Annotated in this window: 9 protein-coding genes; 3 read left to right on the top strand and 6 right to left on the bottom strand. The window is 69.9% G+C overall.

Annotation, left to right across the window (positions count from 1 at the left end):
- From ND747_RS13990 to ND747_RS13965, 6 genes are all read right to left on the bottom strand, one after another.
- On the bottom strand, positions 1-2,000 hold a 2,000-nt coding region (locus tag ND747_RS13990; protein ID WP_251734051.1), incomplete at its 3' end, for an ABC transporter permease.
- Between the two features lie 85 nt (positions 2,001-2,085).
- A complete protein-coding gene (locus ND747_RS13985; RefSeq protein WP_251734049.1) occupies positions 2,086-3,246 on the bottom strand; it encodes an ABC transporter substrate-binding protein in 1,161 nt (386 codons plus the stop codon).
- 369 nt (positions 3,247-3,615) lie between these two features.
- Positions 3,616-4,509: an SDR family NAD(P)-dependent oxidoreductase gene (locus tag ND747_RS13980; RefSeq protein WP_251734047.1), complete on the bottom strand. Its 894-nt coding sequence runs from the start codon at positions 4,507-4,509 to the stop codon at positions 3,616-3,618.
- Between the two features lie 133 nt (positions 4,510-4,642).
- The gene (locus ND747_RS13975; protein ID WP_251734045.1) at positions 4,643-5,563 is read right to left on the bottom strand and encodes an LLM class F420-dependent oxidoreductase; all 921 of its coding nucleotides are present in this window, start codon (positions 5,561-5,563) and stop codon (positions 4,643-4,645) included.
- A gap of 145 nt (positions 5,564-5,708) precedes the next feature.
- The gene (locus ND747_RS13970; RefSeq protein WP_251734043.1) at positions 5,709-6,803 is read right to left on the bottom strand and encodes an NAD(P)-dependent alcohol dehydrogenase; all 1,095 of its coding nucleotides are present in this window, start codon (positions 6,801-6,803) and stop codon (positions 5,709-5,711) included.
- A gap of 101 nt (positions 6,804-6,904) precedes the next feature.
- On the bottom strand, positions 6,905-7,510 hold the full coding sequence (locus tag ND747_RS13965; protein WP_251734041.1) for a TetR/AcrR family transcriptional regulator: 606 nt from the start codon (positions 7,508-7,510) through the stop codon (positions 6,905-6,907).
- A gap of 345 nt (positions 7,511-7,855) precedes the next feature.
- On the opposite strand from ND747_RS13965, the gene ND747_RS29795 reads away from it, so the two are divergent.
- The 3 genes from ND747_RS29795 to ND747_RS13950 all read left to right on the top strand — a co-directional run.
- Positions 7,856-9,100, top strand: coding sequence for a cytochrome P450 (locus ND747_RS29795; protein ID WP_251734034.1), 1,245 nt, complete (start codon positions 7,856-7,858; stop codon positions 9,098-9,100).
- Positions 9,101-9,407: 307 nt separating this feature from the next.
- On the top strand, positions 9,408-11,138 hold the full coding sequence (locus ND747_RS29790) for a diguanylate cyclase (protein WP_251734032.1): 1,731 nt from the start codon (positions 9,408-9,410) through the stop codon (positions 11,136-11,138).
- A gap of 376 nt (positions 11,139-11,514) precedes the next feature.
- The coding region (locus ND747_RS13950; protein ID WP_251734030.1) for a DMT family transporter at positions 11,515-12,681 on the top strand (1,167 nt) is incomplete at its 3' end.

The following is a 12,681-nucleotide window of genomic DNA, read 5'->3' as shown; positions in this document are numbered from 1 at the left end:
GCAGACGACGTGACGGTCACCCGCATCCCAACGGGTGTGCAGCGGATGGATGGTGCTGGGAGCAAACCGGCCGACGGAGCCGACGGAGCCGACGAGGCCGCGGCGGCTGCCGCGACGGTGGCCGCCGGTCGAGGTGTGCGTCCGCCCAGCCGGTCGAGTAGACGTCGCAGGGCCTGCGGCGTCGTCCCACGGCGGGTGCTGTGGGCGGAGACGGCCGCGCCGATGCCGAACAGCAACGCCAGGTACGTCGACGTGTTGGCGGAGGTGATGTAGCCAGGAATGACGTTGAAGCCGATCGCCGCGAGCACGGCGTACCACGGCTCGCCAACAGTGACGATCACGACCAGCGCGACCAGCGTCAGCGAGTCGAAGGAGCGGAAGTAGGACCCGACGCTGTACTGGTAGAGCATGCCGGTCAGTGCCCCGGCCAGCGACGCCATCGCCGCCGCGACGCAGAAGACCAGCACCTTCAGCACGGTCGAGGTGGTGCCCTGGGTCTCCAGCGCCAGCGGCGAGTCGGCCATGGCACCGAGCAGACGACCGAGACGCCCCCGGCTGATCGCGGCGACGGTGAGCACGCACAACACGACGATGATGAGCAGCAGGTAGTAGAAGCCGGAGTCGCTGGCGAGATCCCAGTTACCGATCTTCACCAGGGGTCGCGGGCTTTCGATGCCGATGGACGACGTCCCGAACATGAAGTGTCGCGGGTAGAAGACCTGCTCGAGCACGATGCCGAGGCCGAGCGTCGCCAGCGCCAGGAAGACCCCGGACAGCCGCACCGCCGGGATCGCCACCAGCGCGCCGACCGGCACGGCGATCAGCGTTGCCAGGATGACCGCCACCAGCCAGGGCAGGCCGACTCCGACCGCGAGATGGCTGAACGCGGCCGCACCGACGGCGGCGAACCCGAGATGGCACAGCGAGATCTGCCCGGACTGGCGCACCAGCAGCCCGAGCGACAGGAACAGGATGATGTAGATCAGGGCTGCCGACCAGACGGCGAGGTGATCGGCCTGCAGGCTTGGCACGAGTGCGAACAGGACGACGGCCACGGCCCCGGCAACCAGCCGGACGCGGGTCGGCGCCTGGTAGGAACGGCGGACCGGCGCGACGGTGGCGGTCCGGCGCAGCGCCAGCCGGCCCCGGGGGGTGACGATGAGCACGATGAACAGCACGATGAACGGCAGGCTCGGCGGTAGCCCGCCGACCCAGGTGACGGTGGCGGCGTATTTCTCGAACAACGCGCCACCGATGCCGACGAGCAGGCCGCCGGCGAACGTCAGCGGCAGGTTCGAGAAGTAGCCGATCGCAGCCGCGCCGAACGATGCGAACACGGCGGTGGTCAGGGTGATGCCGTCCAGGGACAGCGCCGGGGCGAGCATCAGTCCGGCGATCGAGGCGAACATCGCGCCGATCACCCAGGCCCAGCGCCGCACTCGCACCGGGTCGTCGCCGCAGACGGCGACGAGTTCCGGATTGTCCACGACACCGCGCATGACGACGCCGAGGCGCACGGCGAGAAAGAACCAGTAGAGCAGCGCCGACGCCACCAGCGAGAAGATGAAGATGATGATCTGTTCCCACGTGACGTTGACGCCGAGCAGGTGCACGGTCGACTGCGGCAGGAAATGCGGGAAAGACGGTGCCAGCTGGGGGTGCCAGAGCTGACCGAGGGCGGTGGCGATGAGAATCAGTCCGACGGTGGACACCACCTTGATGGTGTCGCTCGCGCCGTCGAGCAGGCGGGCGAGTAGTTCCAGGCCCAGGCCGAGCAGTGGGGCGAAGAGGAAGACGCAGACGAGTGCGGCCAGCGGCCACGGTAATCCGTGATCCGTGTGCAGGAAATAGAACAGAAAGACGTCCAGCGCGGCGACCGCGCCGTAGCCGAAGTTGAAGATGCCTGAGGTCTTGTAGGTGAGGACCAGGCCCACACCGGCCATGCCGTAGACCGCGCCGGTGGCAAGTCCTATGACGATGAAGGGCAGAAACTGGTGCACGCGGCGCTCCGATTCGGGCACAGGGCACCGCCGCCCCGGGCCGGGAGGTCCTGGTCGACCGGCCGGCCCGGGGCGGCGACGGCGGTTAGCTGCTGGTCGCGCAGGTGGGCTTCGTGTCGTTCGGCGCGCCGAGCTTCCCGCCGCGCACGCTGATCTCGAACCAACAGTTGACCTGGTGCCCCGAGCCGGCCGTGTAGGTCAACGGTGCGGCCTGACCGTCAAGGGTCTCGTCCTTCAGGGCGTACAGGCCCTTGAGGAGCTGCTCGGAGGTCGGGGTGGAGCCGTTCGCGCCGAGCCCACCGGCCTTGGCAGCCGCGCCGAAGAGCTTGCCGGACAGCCAGCCCAGGGGCGCGCTCTGGTTGTAGAGGGTCTTGTCGTCGCGCAGCCCGGGGACGTACTTGTCCACTGCGGTGTTCATGGCCTGCAGCGCCGGGGTGTTCAGGAAGTAGGGCACGCTCGAGGCCGGCCCCACCAGGTTGTCCTTCAGGCCCGCAAGAGTCTCGTACCGGGTGCTGATGGTGTCACCGCTGACCACGTAGGTCGGGTGGTAGTTCTGCTGGTTGCAGTTGGCCGCGACCTTTTCGGCGACGCCCGCCGTGTGCGCGATGAACAGCGCCTCGATCTTCTTGTCCCGGGCGGCGATGCACTGCGCCGTGTAGTTCGGTGCGGTGGCGGAGATCTCGGCGGCGTAGCTGACCGGCAGGCCAAGTCCCTCGCCGACCTTCTTCAGCGGCTCGAGCCCTTCCTGGCACTGCACCGCCTCGGCGCAGTAGAAGATGCCGAAGCTCTTCGCGCTGGCCTGCTGGGCCGACTTGATGACCCCGGTGAACAACGAGTTCTCGGTCAGCCCCTCAGGGAAGAAGTACGGGCTGGTGTACGACGGGGTGGTCGTCACCTGTACACCGACGACCGGGATCTTGGCGTCCTCGACGAGCTTGGACCAGGTCTGGTCGACATTGGTGAGGTCGACGATGGCCACGACCTTCTTGGAGATCAGGGTGCGGGCGGCCGTCGCGGACTTGCCGGGCGTCCCGCCGTCGTCCAGAAGGGTGAGATCAATGGGATGGCCGTTGATGCCACCCGCTGCGTTGGTGCTCTCGACCCAGGCCTTGTAGGTGTCGGCCGGGGCCTTGATGTTGAACGTGCCGGTACATGTACAGATGGCGCCGATCTTGATGGGCGACCCGCTGGCCGTCGAACTGCCACCGCCAGAGGAGCCGCTGGAGGAACACGCTGCAGCGGCCACTGTGACGGCCGTGGCGACACCGACGGCCCGGAGTAATCCACGTAATGTGCCCATCACTGAATTCAACGTCCTCTCGCATACACGGTCACGCCGCCGCCCGGATGATCCAGGCCCCCGCGGGCGAGGTCCTGGATGCATTTTCATAGTGGGCTCGGCAAACTTGCCGAAATTGATGGCGGCCGGTCGAGAGTAGCGCTGTGTCAATGTCGACGTCAACCTTGATGTCGCAGGTCGAGGGGGACGCCCCGCCGGTCGGCGACATGTTGTGGCGATACGATGTGATCGCGTTCACATCGGGTAACTGAACAAGGATAAGTTTCCGGATTCCAGGGAAATATGTCCAGTTTGCGGAAATCCTGGCTGCTCCGGTTACCTCGGCCGAGCCGCCGGGTCGGACGGCTGCATCGCGGTGAGCGTGTCCAGCAGGTAGGGCGGGACATGGTTTGCCCAGCCGTGATGTGGCCAGTTGAACCAGCCGGAGGACGCGTAGGTGCCGCCGTCCACGTGCAGGACGTTGCCGGTGAGGTAGGTGGACAGCCCCGAGGCGAGGAACACCGCTGCGTTCGCGACCTCGTTGATCAGTCCGCCTCGCCCCATCGGAATGGCGACCGGTGTACCGACCGGGTCGGACATGCCGGTGGGCTGGCCGTTGGCCGCCCGGGCCAGCGCGGGGGTCGGGGTGTAGTCCGGGGCGATGCTGTTCACCCGGATGAGCTCGGGGCCGAGCTCCACCGCCAGCGTGCGGCCGAACTGCTCGACGCCGGCCTTGGCCGCCGAGTAGACCGCGAACCCGGGAGCCGCGCGGTGCGCCTCGATGGTGGTGATGTTGATGATGCTGCCGCCGCGCCCGCCGGCCCGCATCCGCGGTACCGCCAGCTTGCAGGCGTGTAGCACGTGCAGCAGGTTGGTCCGGATGAGCGCGTTCCAGGCGTTCGGACCGGTGTCCTCGAACGCGGCCTGGAACGTGCCACCCACCACGTTGACCAGCGTGTCCATGCGACCGAACCGTTCGTCCACGGCGGCGAACAGGGCGGCGAGGGCCTCCGGGTCCCGGGCGTCGCCCTGCACGGTGATCGCATCGTGGCCGGCCGCGTCGAAGTCGGCCCGCGCCTGCTCGACGGCGTCCCCGTCGATGTCGATGAGCGCCACCCTTACCCCGTTGGCGGCAAGCTCGGTGGAGATGCCCCCACCGAGCCCGCCGGCGCCTCCGGTCACGACGGCGACGGTGCCCGCAAGCCCACTGCGCTCCTCGAACCAACCCATACCCGCACGCCTTTCCTGTCCCGTCGGCCGCCCCGCAGCCGGCGGCCCTGTGTTGTCGTGGACGGTTCTGCCGCCAGTACCCGGGCGGGGGTGGTCCGGCCGACGTGACACGCGCGTCGACAGGACCGAAGGGTCACGCCGTCAGATAGGTGGCGCCGAAGGCCTCGACGAACTCGAGGGTCTCCGCGGCCTGCCGGGTTGACCGGTTGATCACGACCCAGCTGATGCCGGCCTTCTCCAGCTCCGCGAACGCCGTGCGGTGGCGGTCCGCCTCCGCGGTGGGGTCCGCCGCCGGATCCGTGACACCAGGATCGGTGTACGCGTAGACGACGTCCTGCAGCTCGCGCCCGGCCTCGGCCGCCTGCGCCCGCACCTCGGTGATCAGTTCGGCGAGGTGCGCATCGGAGCTGATGCTGGTGGTCTGCACCGTCTGCGCGAGCAGCGGCGAACCGGCCATCGGCATCCAGCCCTGCGCCTTGCGGGCAGCCCGGCGCCGCGCACCGGGGGAGTTGCCGCCGATCCAGATCGGGATCGGATCCTGCACCGGTCGGGGCAGGGCGAGGATGTCACGGGCGTTGAAGTGCAGACCCTCGTAGCTGAACGGCTCCCCGCTCCAGTGCAGCGGCAGGACCTCGAGGATCTCGTCGAGCAGCGCGCCGCGCTCGGCAAGATCGACGCCGAGCGCGAAGAACTCGGACTTCTGGTAGCCCGCACCGAGTCCGAGAACGAACCGGCCACCGGACAGCTTGTCGACGGTCGCCGCCGTCTTCGCCAGCAGAAGAGGATTGCGGTAGGGGCCGACCGACAGGTACGGCAGCAGCCGCAGCCGCCGGGTCACTGCTGCGACATAGCCGAGGGCGACGAACGGGTCCAGGGTCTGGTGGCCGCCGGCGGACAGCCACCGGGCGGCGGGCGCGGGATGCTCGGTCAGCGAAAACCCGTCGAATCCCGCCCGCTCCACCGCGCTGCCCACCTCGTGCAGCCCGCCCGCGGCCAACATGTCGCCATCGGGGCCGTGCTGGTCCGGGTAGTGGTAGATGAAGCGTAACGCCATGATCCCTCGATCCCGTGACCGTTGGCTACGACCCTCCAGTCGGGTCGACGCTAGTCACAGCCCCACCCATCGGCAACTTTCAGGAAATTCGCCGATCTGGTCGTTGTGGCGAACGAGTGGGACGGGCCCACTCGACTCCTGGCGCTCAGTCCATGAGCAGGACGGGCTTGACGGCACCGCCGGCCCGGCTCTCGGCCTCGGCCCGGTTGATGTCCGCCAGCGGAAAGGTTTTGATGATCTTGTCGAACGGGAAGAGGCCGGCCTGCCACAGTCGGATCAGCCGGGGGATGAACAGGTGCGGGACGCTGCCCCCCTCATACCCGAACGTCACCCATTTGCCGATCAGGGCGGCCGGATGCACGTCAAGATTGTCCCGGCCGGATCCGACCAGAATGCAGCTGCCCGGCCGGCGCAGGACGGCCACCGCAGCCGCCATCGCCGAACCGACACCGGTGGTGTCGATGCTGAAGTCGAAGCCAGCGCCGCCGCCGGTGATGACCTTGGCGAGATCCGGGTCGGCGCCGTCGACGGCCCGGGTGGCGCCGAGTTCGAGGGCGAGTTCGCGCCGGGAGCTGTTCAGGTCCACCGCGACGATCTCCCGGGCGCCGGACAACCTGGCCGCCAGCAGCGCCGCCAGGCCGACCGCTCCCGCACCGAAGATCACGATGGACTGGTCGGGAGCCAGCCGTAGCTGGTTGAGTACCGCGCCGGCCCCGGTCTGCAACCCGCAGCCGAGCGGGCCGAGCAGGTGCAACGGCGCGTCCGGGTCGACCTTGACCATGTTCCGGGTGGTGGCGATCGAGTACTCGCCGAACGACGACTGGGCGAACCACCGGCTGAGCAGGGCGGCGCCGTCCGCGTCGGTGGCACAGCCCGAACCGTCGGGCCGGCGCGCGCCGACGTTGAGCGCCTCGAAGCGCACGCACACCGCCGGCTGCCCTGACCGGCAGTTGTCGCACTCCCCGCAGGTGTCGAAGGTCAGCACCACGTGGTCTCCCGGGCGCAGGTCGGACACGCCGGGACCGACCTCCTCGATGACCCCCGAACCCTCGTGGCCGAGGATCGCCGGCAGGAACGAGGGGCCGAACATGCCGGTGCGGGGGAGCAGATCGGTGTGACACAGGCCGGCGCCGGCGATACGGATCAGCGCCTCACCCGCCCGCGGGGCCTCGAGGGAGACGGTCTCGATCTGGAATTCCTGGTCGGTCCCGCGCAGAACTGCACATCGTGCGGAGGTCATCGTCCGCCCATCTGTCGAAGTGGTGGCCGGCTGTGCGGCCGGGTCCGTCCGTCTGTATCACCAGATCACCGGACGCGCAGCATCAGTCGGGCACATGGGCGTCAGCGTGGGGCGTCGACGGCGGGGGCGATCCAGCGGCGGAGGAAGTCGCGCAGCTGCGGCCCCGTCCAGGCCGGACTGGGCGGGGCGATCGTCATGGACAGCAGTAGACGCAGCAGCAGCTCACTGAGTTCGTCCAGGCGGCGGTCGTCGTAGCCGGCGGCGACCCAGTCGACGCACGACCGGGAGATGAGCGTGCGCAGCAGCCGCCGGGACTCCGACGAGGTGACGCTGTGGCTGAACGTGTCCGTGTGGCCGGCCGTCAGGGCCAGGGTCAGGTGGCGCTTACCGGGCAGCCGTTCGACCACGGATGCCAGCGCCTCCACCGCCCAGTCTCCCGGGCTCCGCACCTGTGCCAGGTACTCGCTCAGCTCATCGATGAACGTGTCGACCGTCGCCCGGCCGACCGCCGTGAACAGGTCGCCGACGCTGGGGTAGTACCGGTAGACCGTCTGGCGGATGACCCCGAGCTCGGCGGCGACATCGGACAGCGTGCACGTGCCGGTTGCGGTCCGGTCGACGCAGCGGATCGCGGCCTCGATGATCCGCCGACGTGCCTCCTGCTCGTCGGCTGGCGGAGCTCCCGCCCAGCCGCGCCGATTCCCCATGTGCTGTGTCCTCCGCGTTGCCGGCGGCCGTGGCTTCTCGCGGCCGTGGTTCCTCGCGGCCGTGGTTCCTCGCGACTGTGGTTCCTCGCGACTGTGGTGCCCGCAGGCGTGCCGCGGGTGATCGCGCGGTGGGGCGCCGGCCCCGTGCGGGCGGTGCGCTCCGGCCACACCGGAGCTGCGCCGGAGTCGCTTGTCACTCACCACGGACGTCCGTTAGGTTGGCGACGCACCGGAATCATACACATAAGTATTAACTGTATTGTCGTTCTGTCCGATTGGTGTTCCGCCCGTCCCCAGAGCGCGCCCGCCACCCGGGCTTGCCCGCCACCTGAGCAGGAGACATCAGTGTCCAGCCCAAGCTCCGTCGTCCCGAAGCTGTCTGGCAGCGAGTTCTGGGCGGTGCCGGCTGCCGAACGGGCGTCGCACTACGCGCAGCTACGACGTTCGGCGCCCATCGTGAAGTGCGAGCCTTCCGTCTTCACCCAGGTGCCGCAGCGGACCGGGTTCTGGGCGGTCACCCGGCATCGGGACGTGCAGTTCATCAGCCGCCGGCCGGACCTGTTCTGCTCGGGCGAGGGCGTCGGTATCGGTGACCTTCCGCGCGACTTTCTCGAGCTCAACGCGTCCTTTCTGGTGATGGACCCGCCCCGGCACACCGCGCTGCGCAAGGTCGTCAGCGGCGCGTTCACGCCCCGGCAGGTCGCCCGGTTGAACGAGGCGATCACGTCGAAGGCCTACCGCATCGTCGACGAGTTCGTCGAGCGCGGTGGCGGTGACGTGGTCGAGGGCCTGGCGACCAGCCTCCCGCTGTGGACGATCTCGACGATGATGAACGTCCCGGAGTCGATGCGGGAGGAGTTCCGCTCGGCCGCAGAGAACCAGATCGCCTCGCAGGACCCCGACTTCGTCGCACCGGGCAAGGATGCCGGCACCGTCGCGCTCGAGGCGGCCATCACGCTGCACCGCCTCGCCGGTGAGCTGGTCGCGGACCGCCGCAAGAACCCCGGCGACGACCTCATCTCCGTTCTCCTCGAGGCCGAGTTCGAGGGCGGACCGATCGACGACGCGACCGTCGGCGCCATCTTCGTCCTGTTCGCCACCGCCGGCAACGACACCACCCGCACCAGCACCAGCCAGGGAATCCGGCTGTTCGCCGAGCATCCGGACCAGTGGCACCGGCTCACCGCCGACCCGTCGCTGGTGAACACGGCGGTCGAGGAGGTCGTGCGGCACGTCAGCCCGGTCATCCACTTCCGCCGGACGGCGACGCAGGACACCGAGCTCGCCGGCGTCCCGATCGCGGCCGGGGACCCGGTGGTCATGTTCTACGAATCGGCCAACCACGACGAGGAGGTCTTCGCCGACCCGGAGCGGTTCGACATCGGCCGTGACCCCAACCCGCACGTCGGCTTCGGTGGTGGCGGGCCGCACTTCTGCCTGGGTGTCGGTCTTGCCCGGGCTCAGCTGCGGGCGCTGTTCGGCCGGCTGGTCGAACGGGTCGCCGAGATCGAGGCCGGACCGGCCGACTTTCTTACCAGCAACTTCGTCAACGGCATCAAGCGAATGCCGGTTTCCGTCACCACCCGTTGAGCTGACGCCCGGGCTGTCTCGTCCCGCCCGGGCCGGTCCTGACCGTGCGCTCCCTCCCGCGTGGTCCCGTCCGGACGTACGTCCGATATGTCCAGGCCTTGGCGGGCGGAAATCTCGCTGAAATCAGCCCTTTTCACGACGCGGGCAAAACATCTGTCCCATCTGATTCCGCAACGTGGACGGGTGGGACAGCCCGGGTTAGCCTGGGAGCGTCGGGAAAGAGGGGATCAAGACGGTTGCATATGCGGGAAACCTGCGCCCGATGATGTATCGCCAGACGCCGGCAGAGGCGGGCGGCGAGGCCGTCGTGAGTGCGGCCGGAGGCCGGTTGCTGCTGGAGCGGGGTCGCCGGCAGTTCTTCGACGACAACGCGCTGGAACCACCCGGTGTCCGTGATGTGATCCGGCGGTCCTGGGCTCGGGTCCGCGACCTGGCGGTGCCGCTCGAGGACCCCCAGACTCGGCTCCTCGAGGTCGAGTCGGACACGCTGCTCGAGCGGGCGGCCCGCCCGGTGCTGCAGTCCATCACCGAACCTTTGTCGGATGTGGAGCTGATCTGCAGCCTGGCCGGTCCGGACGCGTTACTGCGGCTGCCGTTCGCCGGCCGTTCGATGTTCGCGCGGATGCTGGCCGAGGCAGGCTCTCTGATCAAGGGGTACGACTTCTCCGAGTCCATCGTCGGCACGAACGGGATCGGCACGGCGCTGGCCATCGGCCGCCCGGTGGTGGTGGACGGCGGCGAGCACTACGTCGAGGCGGCCCGGGGCATCTCCTGCGCCGCCTCGCCCATCCGGGATCCCGTCTCGGGTGTGGTCGTCGGCGCCGTCAACTTCACCTGCCCGGTGGGCGCCAGCAGCCCCCTGTTGCTGGCGATGACCACCTCGGCCGCCGCCCAGATCGAGCGTGAGCTGCTCACCACCGCCAACCGCGCCGACCTCGCCGTGTTGCGCGGCCAGGTGAACCCGGCGGCGCAGCGTGCCCTTGCCGTGGCCGAGGACCGCCGGCGGGCCCTGCGGGAGCACCTGCACCGGGCCTCGATGAACGCCACCTCGACCGACGTCCAGACCCTGCTGGGCCAGGTCATGCAGATTGCCGCACGGCTGTTCCCGTTCGACGCGGTGTGGGCGATGCGCCGCGTCGGGGACGCGCCACTGCGCGTCGTCGCCATCGACGGGGACGTCGCGCCCGGGGCGCTCGGCGCCCTCGTCCCCGAAGAGACGGCGATGATGCTCGACCGTGCCGCGTGTGGCGAACCCGGCCGGTCCGGATCATGGCATGGCGCCGGGCACCCGTCGGGCCGGTCGCCCGAGAGCACATCCGCCGGGGTGCGCCCGTTACCCGGCCAGCGGCGTCTGATCCGTCGCTGGGTCGTCGCCGCCGCGCCCGCCGGCCCACGGTCGCCGTTTCCACAGACGTCCCAGACGATGTTGGTGGTGGCGAGTGACCTCGCCGGGTCGGAGGGGCTGGGGCAGCGCGGGCTCAGTCGGGACCTGCTGACGGAGATCGCGTTCGCCTGTGACACCGCCTGCCGGTTCGAGGAGATCAGCAAGCTTGCGGCCAGTGACCCACTGACCGGTCTACCCAACCGGCGCTGCTTCCTCGAGTTCGCGCAGGAGGCGTTCGGCCGATGTCGGTCCACCGGTCAACCACTGGCTACGTTCATGGTCGACATCGACCGGTTCAAGCGGGTCAACGACACCTTCGGGCACCGGGTCGGTGACCTCGTCCTGACCCGCGTCGCCCGGTGTATCCAGGCGGCACTGCGCCCGGGCGACATCGTCGGCCGCATCGGTGGAGAGGAGATCGCGGTGGTCACCGCCGCGATGCCCGCGCAGGCGCTGGTCCTCGCCGAGCAGCTGCGCCGGGCCGTCGCCGACATCCGGCTGAGTACCGGCAGCGGCACGCTCGCGGTCACCGCGAGCGTCGGCGTCGCCTGCCTGGACGCCCGCGACCAGCGGCTGTCCGATCTGCTCGACCGCGCCGACCGGGCCCTGTACGCGGCCAAGGACGCCGGGCGGGACCGCGTCGTCGCAGCCTGACCACCGTGCCCCAGTGACCGCTCGGCCGGGTCCGTGGCCGCCAGGCCTGGTCGGGGGCGGTAGCGCCCCCGGTTGGGTGTCAGCCGGGCCACCCCCCGCCCCTCCTCTCGCGAGAGGGTCTCCCATGGGGCATTCTTGGGAAGCAGCTGACAGTTGGCCGACCTCCCGGTGGGGTCGAGGCTGCGTGGTGTGACACTGGATGTTCTTAACGCCCAGTTGGGTACAGACGATCGATGGGTGCCCGACGTCCGGCGGCAGGCATGACACCCTGTGAGGCAACCAGCTTCCAGGCGGCTGGGACGCTCCGCGTGGCGCACCGTCCGCGCAGCGTGAGAATCACCGCCTACGGGCGCACGGACGGTGGGATCGAGGAGGCGTGGCGACCTATCTGCTGGGCCTTTCAGCCGCGGTGTGTTTCGGCGTTGCCGCCGTTCTGCAGCAGCGGGTGGCCTTCCGCGCGCCGCCGGGCGACGTCCTGCGGCTGCGCCTGTTGTGGTGGCTCGTGCGCCGGCCGGCCTGGGTGTTCGGAGTCGCCATCGGTGGCGCCGGCAGCATGCTGTCCGCCGCTGCGCTGACCAGCGGAGCGGTGGCTCTGGTCGAACCGCTGCAGATCTGCCAGCTGCTGTTCGCCCTGCCGCTGGCCGCGCTGCTCGCCCGCCGGGTGGTCCCGCGGCGGGACTGGGTCGCCGCGACGGCGACGGCTGTGGGCCTGGGCCTGTTCATCGCCGCCGGTAGCCCCGATTCGGGCGACGTCGCACACGCCACCACCGGTGGCTGGCTGACGACGATGATCGTCGTCAGCATTCTGCTGGTCGCCGCCACCTGGGGTACCCGGGCCCAGCCCGCGGTGCGGCGCGCGCCGTTGCTGGCCGGTGCCGCGGGCCTGCTGTCCGCGCTGCAGGCCGCCCTCGTCAGTGGCGCGGGGCAGCTGATGACGTCGGGCGGAATCGGCACACTGGCCCGCTCCTGGTTTCCCGGGGTCATCGTGGCCGTCGCGGTGCTCAGCGCGGTGCTGGCGCAGAGCGCGTACGGGATGGCGCCGCTGCCGGCATCGCTGCCCGCCTCGGTCAGTGTCGAGCCGCTGGCCGGCGTCGCGATCGGTGTGGGCCTGCTCGGCGGCGGTCTGCGCCTGACCCCCTGGGCGGTGGCCGCGGAACTCGCCGGCCTCGCGGTGATGACCCTGGGGGTGCGAACGCTGGCCCGCTCGCCGCTGATCACCGGTCAGCTTTCGCGTCTGGCCGCCCGGCAGGCGCAGGGCCGGCTGTCCCGGCTGGAGGAGCAGGTCCACCACGATCTGGAACGGTTGCGCCATGATCTGCGGTCCAGCCGGGCGGCGGGACCGAGCGGTCCGGCGGTCCGTCGCCTGCGCCGCCGTCTGCACCGGGACCTGGACCGCATCGGTGAGGAGCTCGCGAGCCTCGCCGACGAGCGAGACCGCTTCGAAGAGCAGCTGCGTCCCGCCCGTCGCCGGTCTGCGGCGGTCGCCGCGGCACGGTCGGTGCGCCCGGCGCGGGGGAGCGCAGGCCGCCCCGTTGCCTTCCCC

Source organism: Frankia sp. R82, from assembly GCF_023716925.1.
In the GTDB taxonomy this organism is placed as follows: domain Bacteria; phylum Actinomycetota; class Actinomycetes; order Frankiales; family Frankiaceae; genus Frankia.
Note: the sequence above shows the minus strand (reverse complement) of the source record. Positions and strands in the feature narration are given on the sequence as shown.